Origin of the sequence: Sedimentibacter acidaminivorans (genome assembly GCF_017873955.1) — a bacterium.
Taxonomy (GTDB): Bacteria; Bacillota; Clostridia; order Tissierellales; family Sedimentibacteraceae; genus Sedimentibacter; species Sedimentibacter acidaminivorans.
In genome coordinates this window covers 578,935-597,654 of sequence record NZ_JAGGKS010000001.1, presented here as the reverse complement: position 1 = coordinate 597,654, position 18,720 = coordinate 578,935, and the positions used below count along the sequence as shown (strand labels likewise).

Below are 18,720 nucleotides of genomic sequence, written 5' to 3'. Positions count from 1 at the left end.
ATTATGGCAAGTATAGATATAATAAAAGAACAATGTATTGGTTGTAAAAAATGCGTAGGTGCATGTCCCTTTGGTGCCATTGAAATAATAGGTAAAAAGGCTGAAATTAAAGATAATTGTACTCTTTGTGGTGTATGTGTGGAAAGCTGTAAATTTAATGCAATTAATTTTGAATTTGATGTAGTAGAAAATGTAGACATCAGTAATTATGAAGGAATATTTGTTTTTGCAGAGCAAAGGTATGGTAAGTTAAAAACAGTTTCTTTAGAATTAATAGGAAAGGCTAAAAGTTTAGCACAAGAGTTAAATACTTCAGTTACTGCAGTGTTGTTAGGTCATAGTATAGATAATTTATCAAAAGAACTGATAGCATATGGAGCCGATAAAGTATTAGTTATGGATGCACCTTGGCTGAATGATTTCAATGACCATGTTTACGGAGAGGTTATGGTTAAACTTATAAAAGATTACAAGCCTGAAATAGTATTGATAGGTGCCACATCAAATGGACGTTCATTAGCACCTCATATATCATCATCTCTTAGAACAGGACTAACAGCAGATTGTACTGTTTTAGATATAGATAAGGAAGAACGATTGTTATTGCAAACAAGGCCAGCATTTGGTGGGAATTTGATGGCCACAATAGTGTGTGAAAATCACCGTCCTCAGATGTCGACTGTTCGACCTAAAGTGTTTAAACCATTGGAGCCTGATTATAGTAGAGAAGGAATAATTAATATTTTGCCTATACCTACGCCTGTAGAAAGATTTGTGGAGAAAATAAAGAATATTGATAACAATGAGACTATTAGTTTGGCAGATGCTGATATAATAGTAAGTGTTGGTAAGGGAATTGGTAGTGCAAAAAACATTCAATTAGCAAAGGATTTAGCTGATGTTTTAGGAGGAGCGTTAGGAGCTTCAAGATCTGTTGTGGATTCAGGATGGATTCCATATAGTCAACAAATAGGACAAACAGGAAAAACAGTAGCTCCGAAAATATATATAGCATGTGGTATATCAGGTGCTATTCAGCATATTGCTGGACTTGCAGATATAGAAACGATTGTTGCTATAAACATTGATCCAGACGCTCCAATATTTAAAGTTGCACACTATGGTATAGTGGGCGACTGTAGGGAAATATTGCCCATGTTAATAAAAAAAATAAAATAAGATTTTGGAGATTATCACCAAAATCTTAAAATTTTATTTGTTAAAATATCCATATAATGTTTCCATTTGTTCATATGTTAGCATTCCTACGTGACCAACAACAACTTCTCCATCTTTATTAACTGCTAATGTTGATGGGAATGAACTCACACCGTAACTATTAGATACGACACCATCTTTGTCAAGCAAAATAGTAAGGTTCAGGTTGTTTTCTTCTATGAATTTTTCAACTTCTTCCTTTGTTTCACCGACATTCACTGCTAAAATTAATAAATCTTCGTCTTTGTATTCGTCTTGAAGTTTCTGTAAATCAGGCATTTCTGCTATACAAAAATCACACCATGTTGCCCAAAAATTTATAATAACATTTTTACCTTTGAGGTCGCTAAGTTTTGTTATAGTGCCATCAAGTGATTTTAATTCAAAATCAGGAGCCATTATTATTTTATTTTCAGTATCATTTGTATTTGTACTACCAGAATCTGTAGATGTAACATCAGAGTTTTGTGTATCTTCTGTTACTTGGTTATTTTGTTGCTCGTTTTGATTGGTTGTTTCATTTGTTCTATTGTTTGTATTACATCCAACTGTTACAAATGCTATTATTAATAACATAATAAATATTTTTTTCATAAGACACCCTTTCTTAGTATAATTGATATATAAATACCCAAATTGTTTATAATTAATCAAAAAAATCGATACTGTACTTAATAGTTTTAGTTTTATAAATGTGAGTGTAAGTATTTTTTAAAATATTATACGCATTATTCATGCTCTTAGAATCTGGAAATAGTCCAAATACTACAGAACCACTTCCTGTCATGATTGAAGAAATAGCGCTATTTTCTAACATAATTGATTTAATGCTATTTACTTCAGAATGTAAAGGTACAACAACTTTTTCTAATGTGTTTGCGGTTGATAAAGCAACATCATTATATTTGTTTTGGTTTATTAAATTTAAAATATTGTTGCTTTTATATGAATTATAATCAAGAGAATTAAGGTTTTTATAAACAAAGGACGTTGACATACTAAATTCAGGTTTAACCAATAAAATATTATCCCAAATAAAGTCATCAAGTTTTGTTAATTTTTCTCCTATTCCTTGAGCAAGATATGTACCACCCATTATACAAAAGGGTACATCAGCACCAATTTGCAACGCAATTTCTATCATTTCATTGCTATTCATGTTTAAACTCCAAAGTTTATTAAGTCCTTTAATAACTGCTGCACTATTACTGCTTCCACCAGCTAATCCAGCCTCAGAGGGTATATTTTTATTGATAGAAATCAAAATACCACTTCGAATATTATATTTCTCCTTAATAATTTTTGTTGCCTTAAAGCATGTATTTCTAATGTCTGTGGGTATACTTTTATCACTACACTCTATTATTATTTCATCATTTGATAATTCTTTTATTATTATTTCATCGTGAATATCTATTGATTGCATAACAGTTTTAATTAGGTGATAACCATTTTCAAGTTTTCCTTCAATATCTAAAAATAAATTTATTTTTCCATACGAATATAATTTCATTTTATTGTCCTTTTTCATTTTTGGTTTTATATAATTATAGTATAAAAAATCTAAAAGGACAATATAAAAGCTTTTTAAAAAATATTAAATATAATGTTTAAAGTTGTTTTGTGTGGGTATATTATTAATAGAACATAATATATTTACTAAATCTTAACTGATTAATATTATTAATTATATAGTTTTATAATAGATTTAAAATTACGGTTTTAGATTTAAATTTTAAATAAGATTTGGTTTAAAATTAAGGTTTTAAGTTTCAAAAAATGTATAGTACATTGTTAAGATCAGTATATGATTAGATTTGAGAACATAGAGTATAATGAAGTGTATGTTAGGAAGGTAAAGTAATTAATAATATTTTTAGATTTAAATCAATCAGTTTGTAATTGATTTTAGTAAAGAGTATGTTTTATATAAAAAGAGAAGAGGTGAGTCCACCAAACACAGAACTATTAGTGCAAAAAGAGTAGCACTCATTTTTCCATTAAGTTAGGAAAGTAGGGTGCTACTCTTTTGTTTGCTTATATTCTAAAATAAATTTTTCTTTGCAAGAATAAAGCCTACAATACCTGCTGTAACAACTGATATCCCAATTACCAACCAAAATCCATATGGAGATTGAGAAAAAGGTATATTTGTAACATTCATTCCATAAAAACTTGAAAACATAGTAGGTATAGCCATTAAAATAGTTATAGAAGTTAAAAGTTTCATAACTATATTTAGATTGTTAGAAATTATGGAGGCAAAGGCGTCCATTTTTATACTTAATATTCCACTATATATATTAGCCATTTCTATGGCTTGTTTATTTTCTATCATTACGTCTTCTAATAGATCTATGTCGTCAGTATATTTTTTTATTATATCCATTTTTGATACTTTTTCAAGTACTATTTCATTTGCCTTAAGTGCTGTAGTAATATATACCAATGATTTTTCTAAGTCAAGAAGTTGTATTATTTCCTTGTTTTTCATAGATTTCTGAAGCTGGTTTTCAACGTAATTGCTCATCTTATCTATTTGTCTAAGATACAAAAGATACCTTTGCGCATTTTTGTATAATATTTGGTAAAGAAATCTATATTTTTTACATGTTGAAAAAGATCGTATGCTGTTTTTTTCAAATTGATCTAAAACTATGGAGTTTTTCAAACAAACAGTTATAATGTTTTTTTCTGTTAAAATTATACCCATTGGAAGAGTTTCATATATAATATGATCATCAATTTTTTCAACATAGGGAGTATCAACTAAAATGAGTACTTGGTCGTGTTCTACATCTAAACGTGCGCTTTCTTCTTCATCCAACGCAGCTTTTAAGAAATCCTTGTCTACACCCAGCCCTTGTTCTATAAAATCTATTTCATCAGTTGTTGGGTCTACAAGGTTTATCCAGGCACCATCTTCTATCTCTTCTAATGTGAAGAGGGTATCATCAATTGTTTTGAATATATCAAGCATTTTTCACCTCAATTTAATAATAGATTTTCACTATTAAAAAATTGAATACTTATGTAAACTAGATTGTAATAGTGAAGTATTAAGTTGTATTATAACATATAAGTTTTTGACCGTAGGGACCTCATCCATTACATTCACATCCTTTTTAGTATTGGTTAATTACAAAGTATTATTACTTTATGCCTTATCTATAATAGACTATTTTTTTAAATTTTGCAAGATAATTATATGTAATCATGAGAAAAAACTCATAATTTTTAAGTTTTTGGTAAAGATACTAACAAATAAGTGTTATTTTAACGTTATGCGGTAAAATAACGAACAGAAGGTGATTTTTTGACAAGTAAGTCTGTTTTGAGAGTCAAAGAAATGGTTGAGAGCAGTGTAGGGAAAAAAATTAAGTTCAAGGTTAGAAAAGGAAAAAATAGGTCTCAAATGAGTGAAGGTGTAATAGCTGGAACTTATCCTGCAATTTTTACAGTACATGTATATAACAAGGATTTTAAAAGGGTTATCTCTTTTAATTACATTGATGTATTGACAAATTATGTAGAGGTTTTCTTGTGCGATGAAGAACAAACAAGAATCGTGTAATGTAATCATATTAAAATGCAATAAAATAAACTGAGGTTTTTAAAATCAACAGTTTATTTTATTGCATTTTTTTGTTATACTAAAATAGTTGAACTAATTTTAAGGAGTATTAGTGTGAAAAACTTTTTCAAGATTATAGCTGTTACATTTGTAATTTTAATATGCTTATATGTGTATGCAAGATTTATTGAACCAAATATGCTAAATGTACATTATGAAAACATATCTAATAAATTAATAAGTGATACTACACCATCAATAAAAATACTACAATTTTCTGATACTCATCTATCAGAATTTTTCGACATAGTTGATTTAGAAAAAGTTGTGAATAAGATAAATGCTGAGAATCCTGACATTGTAATATTTTCAGGAGATCTTATAGATCATTATAAGAAATATTCTTATACAAGTGACATATCTCAAATAAGTGAAATGTTAGGGAAAATAAAAGCTTCTCTTGGTAAATTCTCTGTATATGGAAATCACGATTATGGTGGTGGTGCTGAAAAAGTATATTCAGAGATAATGGAAAAAGGCGGTTTTGTTAATTTAGTAAATAGCTCAATTAAATTAGAAAATTATAACTTGAATATAATAGGATTAGATGATTCAATTTTTGGAAATGTTGATATTGAAAAGCTTAATGAAAATCTTGATGAAGATTTTTATAATATTGTAATTAGCCATGAACCAGATGTTATTAATTTGATGTTAGATTATAATATAGATTTATTTTTATCAGGACATAGTCATGGTGGTCAAGTTCAAATACCATTTTTAAAAACATCAATTTTACCTCCTTTGGCAGAAAAGTATACTAGAGGGTTGTATGAATTTGAAAATTATAGAGGTACTAAATTATATGTAAATATTGGAATAGGAACTTCGCAAGTACCATTTAGGTTTATGGCTGTGCCAGAATTATCGGTATTAATGTTAAAAAATTAATAAATAACAAAACTCTAATAATAAATATAAAAACGGTACGCATTCCATGCGTACCGTCTAACTGCAAAGTTAATATATAATATTATTAAATTATTTTATGCTGCTGGATTTACATCTATAACTGGAACCTTTATGATTTGTCCAGGGAAAATTAAATTAGGATTTGCTAAATTATTATACTTAGCTAATGCTTCCCAAGTTGTATTATACTTAACAGCAATTTTCCACAATACATCACCTGATACTACAGTGTATGATGTTTCATTCATTACAGTTTCAGGTATTTTTATTTCAATAACAGGTTCGATAACAGGCTCATCAACTGTTTCAGTTGGTTGAGGCTCTACTGTTTGAGGTTTTTCTACAACTTTTATTCTTCCAGATACATCTATGCCTTTTGTTCCGTTAGTGTTTAAATAATTTGCAAAAATTTCCTCATATGTACCAAATTCAGCGTATATTGGATATGATTTAAATACTTCGTATCCATCTCCACCTATACCTAAAAAGTCATTAATTGCAACTGTATATTCTGAAGCTTTGTCTAGTGCGTTACCACCTACTAGAACTTCACCAACTCTTGAACCAGATAGTTCAGTTGGGTCAAATTCGAATGTTAATCCACTAACCTGTAAGAAACCACCTTGAGTTGCTGGATATCCACTAACTGAAACTTCCAAAGCTTTTATTAAATCTTCACCAGTTATTTTTTTAACTTGAACTGTATTACCAAATGGAAATAATTCAGCGACCTTGCCAAATGTTATATCTCCAACAGGAATAGAAACTCTAATGTTTCCTCCGTTAACAAAGCCTATGTCAGCACCTGAAGCAGCTCTTACTGCATCTGCTGATAAATTACCAAGGTTTGTTTCTTTTGTTCTAACATTTTCTCTTGTACCGTCTAAATCTATATCAGTTTTAGCAACTACTTGTGCAAAAATTGGTTCATTTTCTTTTTTAATATTATCTATGAAAGCTGACAATTCAGGGTCTAAATCAGTTGATGAAGCAGCTTCAGAAGATAACAATTCAGCTTTTTTATCAATAACTAGACCATCCTTAACTTGTATATTTACAAAGCCAAGGTTCTTATCATAATTTCCTGTTTGGGCAATTAAAGTGTTATTGACCATCATTCCTGATTCTAATGTGGTGTGGCTGTGCCCATCTATTATAACATCTATACCATCAACACTTTCAGCAATTTTCTTTGAAGTTACAACAGAACTTTCATCTAGTCCTATATGTGCAAGTGCTATAATAACGTCTGTTTTATCTTTTAACTCTTCAACCATCTTCTTTGATACTTCAATTGGATCAGCAAATGTTATGCCTTTAACATTATCAGGGCTAGTTTTGTAAGCTGTTTCAGGAGTTGTTAATCCAAAAACACCCACTTTAACCCCATTCATATCAACTATTTGGTATGATTCGAAAAGACTTTTTCCGCTTTCATCTAAAATATTAGCACTTAACATTGAGAAGTTAGACATATCTTTAAGTTCCAATAATCGTTCTTGACCATAATTGAAATCGTGATTACCAGGTGTCATGAAATCATAACCAGCAGCGTCTAATATTTTTACTGCATTTTCGCCTTTGCTAATATTAATGATAGGCATACCATGAAGTGTGTCTCCAGCATCAAGAACTAATGTATTTGGATTTTCAGCCTTTTTTTCTTTTATAATTGTAGAAATTTTGGCAAAACCCAATATACCATCGCCGTCTAATACTCTTGCATGAGTATCATTTGTGTGGATGATTGTAATTGTCTTAATTTCATCTTGATTTGTGTCCACGCCTAGAGCAAAATTAAAGCTACTTAGTATTAATAATGAAATAAGTACTAAGCTTAGAATTCTTTTTTTCATAATTTTCTCCTCCATTTTTTTTATACTACCAATAATTTTATTATACAAGCATTTCCATTATTTTGCAATACAACATTTTCATTTCCGTTGTTATAGATTATAATAGTATATTAAAAAAATAGATTGAATATTGGTTAATTCCAATATTCAATCTAAATATCAAGTTAGTTGCTTTCGTATCCTACTTCGAAAGCTTTTATGTTTAATTCAATTGCTTTTTTTGGTACAGTTTCTGATATGATTTTTTTCCAATCAATATCATCTAGCTGCAACATTTTAACGAGTTTGCCTAAAAGAACAATATTCATAACTTTTGAGTTCCCAATGTCATTGGCAATTTTATTGGCATTTATAAAATGAACATTATCTACTGATGATTTATATTTTTCCAAAACATTATCTGGATATTCAGACATTCCAATACCTACAGTAAAAGGTTTAATTTCATAATCATTAATGACTAATATTCCGTCTTTTTTTAAATAATCTAAAAATCTCAAAGCTTCAGTTTTTTCAAAGGCTATTATTATATCAGCTGTACCTTTTTCTATAACTGGAGAATACACTTTTTCACCATATCTTATTTGAGTTGTAACAGTTCCTCCACGTTGGCTCATTCCATGAATTTCAGCCATTTTTACATCATAACCATTTTCAACGAAACCTTTAGATATAATTTTAGATGTAAGGATTGTTCCTTGGCCACCAACACCAACTAATAAAATATTCTTTATCATATTATTCACCTACCCTTTCTATAGCACCAAATGGGCATATTTGTAAGCAAACACTACATCCATTACATTGAGTTAGGTCAATTGATACCTTGTCTCCTAGTTGTAAAGCAGGACATCCTGATCTTAAGCACATCTTGCATCGTCTACATTTATCTGGATCAACTTTACATTTCATCTTAGATCTCTCCTTGATTATTGGCTTTAATAAAGCACATTCTCTTTTTGTTATAATAACAAAAGGTTCAGTGGCTTCATATCCCATTTTTATAGCTTCCTTTGTTGCCTTTAAGTCGTATGGATCAACAGTAATAAGGTTTTCTTCCTTAATACCACAAGCTAAGCATAGAGCTTTAATATTTATAACAGGTGAAATTTGACCCATAACTGTTTTACCTGTTCCTGGGTTTTCCTGATGACCAGTCATTCCAGTTATGCTATTATCCATTATAATAGTAGTAATAGGTGAATTGTTATAAACCGCATTAACTAATCCAGTTAATCCTGAATGGAAAAATGTTGAATCGCCAATTAATCCAAAGGATTTTGTAAACTTATCAGCACCACTCATTTCTGTTGCTTTTTCAAATCCATGAGCTCCAGTTATTGAACCACCCATGCATATAGAAGAGTCCATGGCATTTAAAGGGTTGCCAGCGCCTAATGTATAACAACCTATATCTCCACTGAAAAAGGCTTTATCTTTGTATTTACCAAGTTCATAGAATAATCCTCTGTGAGGACATCCAGCACAAAGAACTGGAGGTCTAATAGGTGCTTGTGCATCAGTTTGATAAGATACAGAAGGAGTTATTCCTAATATTTTTTCTCTAATTAATTCAGGTGAAAACTCCCAGTATATAGGAAATAAATCTTTACCAATGCAGTCTATACCCATGGCTTTTATTTGAGTTTCCATAAATGGTTCATTTTCTTCTATAACATAAAGCTTATCTACTTTTTGTGCAAATTCTTTAATCATTTTATCTGGTAAAGGATTAGATAGTCCTATTTTTAAATAAGATACTGTATCTTTGAAAACTTCTTTAGAATATTGATAAGAAACACCATTAGCAATGATTCCTATTTTTGTATCATTTATTTCCATTGTATTTAATGGACAATTATTTGAATATTCTAGTAAGCCAGCAATTCTTTGCTCTTCTATCTGAGGATGTCTCATTCTAGAATGTGCAGGTACCATTAGCATTTTTTTTATGTCTTTTTTAAATTCTCTAGTAGGTGGAACAATTCTTTCTGATAATGTAACAATTGATTTAGAATGACAAATACGAGTTGTCACTCTGAACAATACAGGTGTTTCATACTTTTCACTTATTTCAAATGCATATTTCATATAATCTATACAGTCTTGTGAGTCTGAAGGTTCAATCAAAGCAGTTTTTCCAAAGTATGCATAGTATCTATTATCCTGTTCATTTTGAGAAGAAAACATGCTTGGTTCATCCGCAGTCACTAAAACGAATCCACCATTAACCACATGATAAGAAAAAGACATAAAAGCATCAGCTGCAACGTTTAATCCAACATGCTTCATAGCTGCAAATGTTCTAACTCCTCTTATCGATGCGCCAACAGCAACCTCACAAGCCACTTTTTCGTTAACGGCCCATTCTGCGTAAATACCGTCGTATTGAGAAAAATTTTCCATTATCTCTGTACTAGGTGTACCTGGATAAGCCGAAGCAACTAAAACACCAGCTTCATAGGCGCCACGTGCGATGGCTTCATTACCAGTCATTAACTCTTTCATATACAACCTCCTAGTTTTGTATTTATAATAATTACATACTAATTATAAGGTTAATTCAACATATAGTCAATAGATTGATTTTTAGTAAAAAATATGTCTGAATTTTAAAATGGAAATTAGCTGAAAAATTATTGACAAAAATATAAAAATAATATAATATATCTTTAAATGTGGTAGATAATAATATAAATAAGATTTGGCTAAGAAAAGGAATAGTAAATATATATGGTCTTTAGAGAGGAAGCTAGTGGTGAAAGGCTTTTGTCCCAATATATGTTGAACCCACCTTAGAGCATTTGGGAGTAACAACCCAAACGGCAAAAACCGTTATTAAAATGAGATACTGTATTTTTATTGCAGTAATTAGAGTGGTACCGCGGAATCCCGCCTCTTTGTTTAGAGGCGGGTTAATTTTTTATAAGGGAGAAATAATATGGCAAAAAAAGAAAAAGATTTTGTTAAAGAAATTACACCTATGGAAGAAGACTTTAGCAGATGGTATACAGATGTTATAATGAAAAATGAATTAGTAGATTACTCACCAGTTAAAGGGTTTATGGTTATTAGGCCATATGGATATGCACTTTGGGAAAAAATTCAAAGCTATGCAGATGAGAAATTTAAAGAAACAGGTCACAAGAATATGTACTTTCCTCTTTTAATTCCTGAAAGCTTGTTAACAAAGGAAAAAGAGCATGTTGAGGGCTTCGCTCCAGAAGTTGCATGGGTAACTCACGGCGGAAGTCAAGAACTAGGTGAAAGGCTTTGTGTTAGACCTACTTCAGAAACTATTATTTGTCACATGTATAAAAAGTGGCTTAACTCGTATAGAGATTTGCCTTATTTATATAATCAGTGGTGCAGTGTTGTTAGGTGGGAGAAATCAACTAGACCATTCCTTCGAACTTCCGAATTTTTATGGCAGGAAGGTCATACTCTTCATGAGACTTATGAAGAATCTCAAGAAGAAACACTTAAGATGCTAAATATTTATAAGGAAGTAGCAGAAGATTTAATGGCAATGCCAGTAGTTGTAGGTCAAAAAAGTGAAAAAGAAAAATTCGCAGGAGCATTTGCAACATATACTATGGAAGCATTAATGCATGATGGTCAGGCTTTACAAGCAGGAACATCACATAACCTTGGACAGCATTTCACTAAAGCATTTGAAATTAAATATCAAGGAAGAACAGGAAAAGAAGAATTCCCATTCCATACTTCATGGGGTATTTCAACGAGATTGATTGGGGGACTAATCATGGTTCATTCGGATAATAGGGGACTTGTGTTGCCTCCTAAAATTGCTCCAACTCAGGTAGTTATAATACCAATAGCTCAGAAAAAAGAAGGAGTATTGGAAAAGTCAAATGAAATTTTTGATAAAATAAAAGCAAGAGGAATAAGGGTTGAGCTTGATGATGATTTAGGAAACTCAACAGGTTGGAAATTCAATCAATATGAAATGAAAGGATATCCAATTAGAATAGAACTTGGACCAAGAGATATAGAAAATAATCAGGCAGTAGTAGTTAGAAGAGATAAACTTGAAAAAGAAATAATTTCTCTTGATAATATCGATGAAACTTTAAGTGAAATGTTAGATACAATGCAAAGCGATTTATTTGAAAAAGCAAAAGCACATAGGGAAGCACACACATATGTGGTAACAGATTACGAGCAATATAAAAAAGATTTGCCAACTAAGCCAGGTTTTGCAAAAATGATGTGGTGTGGATGTAGAGAATGCGAAGATAAATTAAAAGAAGAAACAGGTGCTACAATTAGATGTATACCATTTGAACAAGAAGATTTAGGAGATAAATGTCATATTTGCGGCAAGGAAGCTAAGCATATGATTTATGTTGCAAAAGCATATTAGTCAAGCATGAAAATTCAATGTAATATTTCCTCGGAGTTCTAATGTTATAATCACAGAATATCATATAATAAGATATATTTTGTGGGGTGTTTGATGTGAAATTCTTTTATAAACCTGAAGGTACATGTTCAAAGGATATTTCATTTGAAGTAGAGAATAATATAATTAGAAATGTAAGATTTCAAAGAGGATGCTCAGGTGGACTTAGAGCTATTTGTAGATTGATTGAAGGGAAAGATATAGACGATGTTATTAAGATGTTTCAAGGAATAAAATGTAGGGGTAAGGAGACGTCATGCCCCGATCAACTAGCAGAAGCATTGCTTGGGTTTAAAGAGCAATATGATAAATAAGAGAGTATGATAAGTAAAAAGCGGAGGAAGCATGTTGCATCCCTCCGCTTTTTACTTATCATGTTTATCGCAATAATTTAACAATTTTAATAGTTTCTTAATAAAATTGTAACCTAATATTAATAAAGTTTTTATATTATAAATTTACATTTAGTCTGTTGACATTGTAATAGCTTAGTGCTAAAATAAGTGGAAACCGACCGGTCGGTCGAAAATATTAGGAGGACAATTTTGAAAAAATTATTGACATTATTATTAATTACGGCTTTAGCTATTACTGGGTGCGGAAACAATAACACCGATGTAAGTGCAATTGAAGAGACATATACAGCCGTAGAAGTAGAAACATTAAAACCAATGGAACTACATATAGAAAACATTATGACAGCGAAAACTTACGCTGATAAGGATGTTTATGTTGTGCCTATGATGGCAGGAAAAGTGGAAAGCATTAGAGTAAATGTAGGAGATAGGGTAAATAAAGATGATATATTATTTGTCATGGACAAAGATGATATTCAAAAACAAGTTAATCAAGCATTAGCAGCATATGAATCTGCAAAAGCTGGATATGACGTGAGTGTATCTCAAATTGAAAATGCTAAAAAATCATTTGAGCGTATTGAAAAACTATATGAGGAAGGGGCTGTACCAGAAACTCAATATGACCAAGCAAAACTAGCAGCTTCAGACGAATCATTAGAAGTAGCTAAAAAAAGCGTAGAACAAGCAAGAGTTGCATATGAAAATGCAGCGTCTAATGCAGAAAATGCTGTGGTTAAAGCACCTATATCAGGCGTTATATCAGACATAAGTATAGTAGAAGGCGAGTATGCATCTGCTAGTAAGCCACCTATTACAATTGTTGATTCTGACAGTATTACAGTAGAACTTGGTGTTCCTGGTAATATGATAAACAAAATTAAGCAAGGTGATATTGTAACTGCTGAAATAAGTGCTGCTAATTATAAAGAAGAATCTAGAGTTGACAGTATAAGTACATCAGCTGACCCGGTTACTAACCTTTACACTGTAAATATATTGCTTTCAAATAATGGTTCAATTAAACCAGGTATGTTTGCCAAAATTCATTTAAATACTGATAAAATTGAAAATGCTCTTGCTGTCAAAACAGAAGCAGTAATGGAGAAATCTGAAAAGAAATATGTTTTTATTGTAAACGGTGATTATGCCGCTGAAAAAGAAGTAGTAACAGGACTAGATACGGGTACTTATATAGAAATTAAAGAGGGATTAACTTTAGGAGATAAAGTTATAGTGAAAGGTCAAGACTATATAAATGATGGTAGTAGAATAAAGATTGTAAGGGGTGAATAGAATGCTTTCAAAATTTTCAGTAAAAAAACCCGTTACAATAACAATGATGGTTTTAATAGTTCTCTTGTTTGGAGCAGTATCACTTAGTAAATTACACGTTGATCTGATGCCATCAATAGAGCTTCCGTATGTGATGGTGCAGACAACATATTCAGGTGCAGGACCAGAAGAAATAGAAAATTTAGTATCAAAACCTTTGGAACAAGTATTAGCGACTGTAGAAAATATAGATGCAATGATGTCCATTTCAAATGAAGGAAGTTCTATTGTAATGATGCAATTTAACTTTGGTACGGATATGGATGAGACAGTCCTTCAAATGAGAGAAAAAATAGATATGATAAAGGGTTATCTCCCTGATGGAACAACCTCTCCCACTGTTATGAAGTTAGATCCTAACAGTATGCCAATAATACAATTGGCGATTTCTAGCAAGGGAGATATTTATACTACACAAAAAATTGCTGAGGATGTTGTACAGCCACGATTAGAAAAGATCGAAGGTACAGCTTCCGCAAGTGTTTCAGGGGGACTTGAGAGAGAAGTTGAAGTTATGCTCAAAGATGAAGTGCTTAAAGGGTATAATTTAAGTTCGAGTTATATAACACAAATTTTACAAGCAGAAAATTTGAATCTTCCAGGTGGAACGGTTATGAAGGGGACAAATGAACTAACTGTTAGAACTATTGGAGAATTTAAATCTTTAGAAGAAATTAGAAATATTAGTATTCCTCTTACTAGAGGTGGAACGTTAAGGTTAAGAGATATAGCTGATGTTAACCTAGTTAATAAGGATAGGTCATCTATAACAAAACTTAATGGACAGGATGTTGTTCAATTATCAGTAATGAAACAATCTGATGGAAATACAGTAAATGTATCAAAAAAGGTTAATGAAGAATTAGAAAAAATCAAAGCTGAATATCCAAATCTCAATGTAGATACAATTTTTGACCAAGCTGATTATATAAACCTTTCAATTAATAACTTAAAAAGAACTGCTATGACTGGAGCTGTTTTAGCAGTAATAATACTTTTAATATTCTTAAGAAGCTTTAAAACTACATTGGTAATAGCCCTATCAATACCTATTTCTATTATTACAACATTTATATTATTGTATTTTTCAGGTATTACTTTAAATATGATGACTATAGGTGGTTTGGCACTAGGTATAGGAATGCTAGTAGACAACTCAATCGTTGTTCTTGAAAATATATATAGGCACAGAAGTAATGGTATGAATAGAATTACAGCTTCGATTGATGGTACGAATGAAGTTTCAATGGCAGTTACAGCATCTACATTGACTACTATAGCTGTATTTTTGCCTATAGTATTTACTGGAGGACTTGCAGCTACTATATTTAAAGACTTTGCGTTAACGATAGTTATGGCTTTGGTGAGTTCACTACTTGTTGCATTAACATTAATTCCAATGATGGCATCTAAACTAGTTGCAGTAAAGAATATGGAATCGGAAGAAGCACAAGAAAAGAAGCATGGAATTATAGTAACAACATACAAGAGAATTTTAAGTTGGAGTTTAAGACATAGATTAATTACAATTGCTTTAAGTTTAGTAATGTTTGTAGTAAGTATTTTGATGGTATTTCAGGTTGGAGCAGAGTTTTTCCCAGCTACAGATGAGGGTCAGATAAGTGTTAGTGTAAACTTACCAGCAGGTGCAGAACTTGAAAAAACAGATGAGTTATTAGAAAATATAAAAGATTCCATAAATCAAATTCCAGAAATAAAAAGTGTATTTACTTCTTCCGGAAGTGGTGGAATAATGAGTATTGGAAGCAGTTCAAATAGTGGTAGTATGACTATAATGCTTCAAGATTTAAAAGATAGAAGTAGAAGTACAAAACAAATTAGTGATGAGATAAGGACAATTGTAAAAGATATTCCAGGAGCGGAAATTAGTGTTTCTGAAGCATCAAGCATGTCTATGGGATCGGGTGGTACTGCTATAAGCATCAGCATTGAAGGTGATGATTTAGATAAACTTAAAAATATCGGTGATGATTTTGTAGAAATTATTGAAAATGTTGATGGTACTAGGGAAGTTGAATCCAGTTACGCAGATGGAATACCAGAAGTACAAATAATAACAGATAGGTCTCTTGCATCTCAATACGGCTTAACTACTGCTCAAATAGGATCTGCTATAAAGGGAACTTTATCGGGTTCAGATGTAACCAAATTTAAAATAGATGGTGATGAGTTAGATGTTAATCTGAAAGGTGACAACATATATGGAGAGAGTATTTCTGTATTAAATATGTTACCTATAACATTACCATCTGGAGGAAGTGTTCCTTTATCAGAAGTTGCAAATATTAAAGTAGAAAATGGACCAATAAGTATAATGAGACAAAACCAAACAAGGATTTTAACAGTAAGTGCCAGTGTTTCTGGTAGAGATGTTCAATCTGTATCAACTGATATAACAAATCTGTTGAAAGAATATGAAATGCCAAATGGTTACTCATATACTTTTGGTGGAGAAACAGAGCAAATTAGGGAAACCTTTGGTGATTTATTCTTAGCAATGGCAATGGCTGTATTACTAGTTTATATGATAATAGCTGCACAGTTTGAATCGTTAATACAACCACTATCGGTTATGTTTTCAGTTCCACTTGCATTGTCAGGAGGTTTTATAGCTCTGTTTATTATAGGTTTACCTTTAAATGTTGTAGGTATAATAGGATTTATTATACTTATAGGAATCGTTGTAAACAACGCTATAGTTTTGATAGATTATATAAATAAAAGGCGATTAAGTGGAGAAGATAGGACAGTTGCTATATTAAAGGCAGGACCAATTAGAATTAGACCTATAATGATGACAGCACTTACAACAATATTAGGACTTGTACCAATGGCTATAGGTTATGGCGAAGGTGGAGAACTAACACAGTCAATGGGAGTAGTTGTTATTGGTGGGTTGGCTTTATCAACAGTTTTAACACTAGTAATTGTACCTGTTATGTACACAATCTTTGACGATATTACAATATTCTTTAAAAGAAAATTTAAAAGGCATAAAGATGAAAATGTAATTGTTAAAGAAATATAATTGGAGGGCATCATGGCAGAAAAAAATCCAAAGAGAAAAGCTATATTGACATCTGCCAAGGCTCTATTTACTGAAAAGGGATTTCATAAAACTAAGATGAATGAAATCGCTGTAAATGCAGGTGTCGGGAAAGGTACACTATATGAATATTTTAGTAGTAAACAGGATATATTTGATGAATTTTGCATTGAAAATGTTAATTTGATGAGAGCGGGAATTGAAGAAATAAGCAATCAAGAAACAACATTTAAAGAAAAGATTATTGAAATGTTTGAGAAAAAAGAAAAATCTACAGAGCTTGAAGACATAACAATAGAGAGAATGCTTTCTCATAAAAATGTAATATCTGACAAAGTAGTTAAAACTATGATGAAGCTAATTAAAGATGTGTATGCAATGTTAATTAAAATAATTGACCAAGGCAAGGATGAAGGGGTTGTAGATAAAAATATTCCTTCAGAAATAATAGCGTGCACATTAATTGGAACAATGGGTGAGTATTATAGACTGAAATTGCTTAAAGAATATACTTCTGGAATAGATGATGAAACTATTTTTAACTTGCTTTTTAATGGCTTTGGTGTAAAATAAGAATATAACATAAGTAAAAAATATGGAGGTTTACATGAAAAGAAAAATAGCTATGCTAATGACAATGGTGCTTTTGCTTAGTACATTACAAATGAATTTTGCATTTGCTGATGATGAAACAAATACAAATATAGATAGTGAAGCGGTTTCGGCTATTGAAACGGTGAAGGACTCAGTAGATACTGAAAATACAGATAAAGAAGAAGTTGCTGCTGAAGATTCAAAAGCAATGGAATTGTCAATAGATGATGCTGTTAAGCTTGCAAAAGAAAGCAGCAGAGAAATGTGGAAAATTGATGATGGGTTAAAAGAATTATATGATGCTAGAAAAGATGCTAGCAAAGCTAAGAAATTGGCTGAAGACAGTATGTCTGTTCCTCTTGATAATCCTTATTCACCTGGTGCTACAGATATTAAAACATTACTAGCTAAAAATGAGTATGGAATAAAATTTGCAGATTTAAGGACTAAAGAAACAGAAAAAAACAGAGAGCTTTTAAATTTAGGAATTGAAATTGAAACAAAATCTTTGTATTATCAAGTTTTAGTCGCTGAAAAGACTATAGAAGTTAATCAAGGAAATCTTAGTAAAGCAGAAGAGCAGTTGAGAGTAATCAATTTAAAATTTAATAACGGATCTGCAACAAAAGCAGAAGTATTAAATGGGCAAATGGCTGTTCAAAGCGCTCAAACAGATTTAGATTCATCAAAAGATGATTTAGAAGTAGCAAAATTAAATTTGTTGAATAAAATTGATTTACCATTTGATACAGAGATTGTATTAACAGATAAAGAATTAAATTATGTACCTACTGTTGATATAAATTTAGAAGATGCTTTAGAAAAAGCAAAGACAGATAGACCAGAAATATTAACAGCACAAAATAATTTAGAATTACAAGAAATTGAAACTCATGTATATACTGCATACTATACTTCTAATTTAAGAGAAAATAAAGCAGCAGTTGAAAAATTAAAAGATGCAGAATTAAATGTTCCTCAGGTTTATAAAGATGTAGAGCTTGATGTAAGAAAATCATATCTCGCTCTTGTAAAAGCAGAAAGAGCTCTTTTGAATATGGATAAAACAGTAGAGTTAGCAAAAGAAGCTTCAAGAATTAATAAACTTCTATATGAGAACGGTATGGCTGCTTCAACAGACGTAATAGTAGCTGATACAAATTTAGCTCAAGCTGAAATAGGAAGATATCAATTGTTAGTATCTTACAATATAAGCAAAATGATGTTTGATAATTCAAACTTAATTGGTTTAAAGTAATTTATAAAGGTTATACTTAGTTTTAAAAAAGCATGAATTTTCTAATCTGAAAAATTCATGCTTT

The 18,720-nt window shown here is 30.9% G+C and carries 15 protein-coding genes and 1 other annotated feature; of the genes, 9 read left to right on the top strand and 6 right to left on the bottom strand.

What is annotated here, in order from left to right; genetic code table 11:
• The first annotated feature begins 3 nt into the window (after window positions 1–3).
• On the top strand, window positions 4–1,179 hold the full coding sequence (locus tag J2Z76_RS02715; protein ID WP_209510440.1) for an electron transfer flavoprotein subunit alpha: 1,176 nt from the start codon (window positions 4–6) through the stop codon (window positions 1,177–1,179).
• Window positions 1,180–1,212: 33 nt separating this feature from the next.
• Here the strand turns inward: J2Z76_RS02715 and J2Z76_RS02710 are convergent, their stop codons facing one another.
• From J2Z76_RS02710 to J2Z76_RS02700, 3 genes are all read right to left on the bottom strand, one after another.
• Window positions 1,213–1,812 carry a TlpA family protein disulfide reductase gene (locus tag J2Z76_RS02710; protein WP_209510439.1) on the bottom strand — a complete coding sequence of 200 codons (600 nt, stop codon included), beginning with the start codon at window positions 1,810–1,812 and terminating at the stop codon, window positions 1,213–1,215.
• 52 nt (window positions 1,813–1,864) lie between these two features.
• A complete protein-coding gene (gene ispE / locus J2Z76_RS02705; protein WP_209510438.1) occupies window positions 1,865–2,749 on the bottom strand; it encodes a 4-(cytidine 5'-diphospho)-2-C-methyl-D-erythritol kinase in 885 nt (294 codons plus the stop codon).
• 513 nt (window positions 2,750–3,262) lie between these two features.
• Window positions 3,263–4,198: a magnesium transporter CorA family protein gene (locus J2Z76_RS02700; RefSeq protein WP_209510437.1), complete on the bottom strand. Its 936-nt coding sequence runs from the start codon at window positions 4,196–4,198 to the stop codon at window positions 3,263–3,265.
• Window positions 4,199–4,534: 336 nt separating this feature from the next.
• Between J2Z76_RS02700 and J2Z76_RS02695 the strand changes: the two genes are divergently transcribed.
• Window positions 4,535–4,792, top strand: a complete 258-nt coding sequence (locus tag J2Z76_RS02695; RefSeq protein ID WP_209510436.1) for a Veg family protein — start codon at window positions 4,535–4,537, stop codon at window positions 4,790–4,792.
• A gap of 114 nt (window positions 4,793–4,906) precedes the next feature.
• Entirely contained in the window at window positions 4,907–5,743 is an 837-nt protein-coding gene (locus tag J2Z76_RS02690) for a metallophosphoesterase (RefSeq protein ID WP_209510435.1), read from the top strand.
• A gap of 95 nt (window positions 5,744–5,838) precedes the next feature.
• Here the strand turns inward: J2Z76_RS02690 and J2Z76_RS02685 are convergent, their stop codons facing one another.
• The 3 genes from J2Z76_RS02685 to iorA form a co-directional block, all read right to left on the bottom strand.
• Window positions 5,839–7,620, bottom strand: coding sequence for a 5'-nucleotidase C-terminal domain-containing protein (locus tag J2Z76_RS02685; RefSeq protein WP_209510434.1), 1,782 nt, complete (start codon window positions 7,618–7,620; stop codon window positions 5,839–5,841).
• Window positions 7,621–7,784: 164 nt separating this feature from the next.
• Window positions 7,785–8,357, bottom strand: a complete 573-nt coding sequence (locus tag J2Z76_RS02680; RefSeq protein WP_209510433.1) for an indolepyruvate oxidoreductase subunit beta — start codon at window positions 8,355–8,357, stop codon at window positions 7,785–7,787.
• 1 nt (window position 8,358) lies between these two features.
• Window positions 8,359–10,128, bottom strand: coding sequence for an indolepyruvate ferredoxin oxidoreductase subunit alpha (gene iorA / locus J2Z76_RS02675; RefSeq protein WP_209510432.1), 1,770 nt, complete (start codon window positions 10,126–10,128; stop codon window positions 8,359–8,361).
• A 193-nt stretch (window positions 10,129–10,321) separates the two neighbouring features.
• Window positions 10,322–10,523: a binding site (T-box leader), on the top strand.
• Window positions 10,524–10,561: 38 nt separating this feature from the next.
• Between iorA and proS the strand changes: the two genes are divergently transcribed.
• From proS to J2Z76_RS02645, 6 genes are all read left to right on the top strand, one after another.
• Window positions 10,562–12,007 (top strand): proline--tRNA ligase, encoded by a 1,446-nt coding sequence (gene proS, locus J2Z76_RS02670; RefSeq protein ID WP_209510431.1) that lies wholly within the window; start codon window positions 10,562–10,564, stop codon window positions 12,005–12,007.
• 95 nt (window positions 12,008–12,102) lie between these two features.
• Entirely contained in the window at window positions 12,103–12,360 is a 258-nt protein-coding gene (locus tag J2Z76_RS02665; protein WP_209510430.1) for a TIGR03905 family TSCPD domain-containing protein, read from the top strand.
• Window positions 12,361–12,591: 231 nt separating this feature from the next.
• Window positions 12,592–13,698, top strand: coding sequence for an efflux RND transporter periplasmic adaptor subunit (locus tag J2Z76_RS02660; RefSeq protein ID WP_245210275.1), 1,107 nt, complete (start codon window positions 12,592–12,594; stop codon window positions 13,696–13,698).
• A 1-nt stretch (window position 13,699) separates the two neighbouring features.
• On the top strand, window positions 13,700–16,786 hold the full coding sequence (locus tag J2Z76_RS02655; protein WP_209510429.1) for an efflux RND transporter permease subunit: 3,087 nt from the start codon (window positions 13,700–13,702) through the stop codon (window positions 16,784–16,786).
• A 12-nt stretch (window positions 16,787–16,798) separates the two neighbouring features.
• On the top strand, window positions 16,799–17,377 hold the full coding sequence (locus J2Z76_RS02650; protein ID WP_209510428.1) for a TetR/AcrR family transcriptional regulator: 579 nt from the start codon (window positions 16,799–16,801) through the stop codon (window positions 17,375–17,377).
• Between the two features lie 34 nt (window positions 17,378–17,411).
• Window positions 17,412–18,656 carry a TolC family protein gene (locus J2Z76_RS02645; protein ID WP_209510427.1) on the top strand — a complete coding sequence of 415 codons (1,245 nt, stop codon included), beginning with the start codon at window positions 17,412–17,414 and terminating at the stop codon, window positions 18,654–18,656.
• The last annotated feature ends 64 nt before the right edge of the window (window positions 18,657–18,720 follow it).

Coding starts and splice junctions, on each gene's coding strand:
- J2Z76_RS02715 (WP_209510440.1), top strand. CDS start 4: ATGGCAAGTATAGATATAATAAAAGAACAATGTATTGGTTGTAAAAAA.
- J2Z76_RS02710 (WP_209510439.1), bottom strand. CDS start 1,812: ATGAAAAAAATATTTATTATGTTATTAATAATAGCATTTGTAACAGTT.
- ispE (WP_209510438.1), bottom strand. CDS start 2,749: ATGAAAAAGGACAATAAAATGAAATTATATTCGTATGGAAAAATAAAT.
- J2Z76_RS02700 (WP_209510437.1), bottom strand. CDS start 4,198: ATGCTTGATATATTCAAAACAATTGATGATACCCTCTTCACATTAGAA.
- J2Z76_RS02685 (WP_209510434.1), bottom strand. CDS start 7,620: ATGAAAAAAAGAATTCTAAGCTTAGTACTTATTTCATTATTAATACTA.
- J2Z76_RS02680 (WP_209510433.1), bottom strand. CDS start 8,357: ATGATAAAGAATATTTTATTAGTTGGTGTTGGTGGCCAAGGAACAATC.
- iorA (WP_209510432.1), bottom strand. CDS start 10,128: ATGAAAGAGTTAATGACTGGTAATGAAGCCATCGCACGTGGCGCCTAT.
- proS (WP_209510431.1), top strand. CDS start 10,562: ATGGCAAAAAAAGAAAAAGATTTTGTTAAAGAAATTACACCTATGGAA.
- J2Z76_RS02655 (WP_209510429.1), top strand. CDS start 13,700: ATGCTTTCAAAATTTTCAGTAAAAAAACCCGTTACAATAACAATGATG.
- J2Z76_RS02650 (WP_209510428.1), top strand. CDS start 16,799: ATGGCAGAAAAAAATCCAAAGAGAAAAGCTATATTGACATCTGCCAAG.
- J2Z76_RS02645 (WP_209510427.1), top strand. CDS start 17,412: ATGAAAAGAAAAATAGCTATGCTAATGACAATGGTGCTTTTGCTTAGT.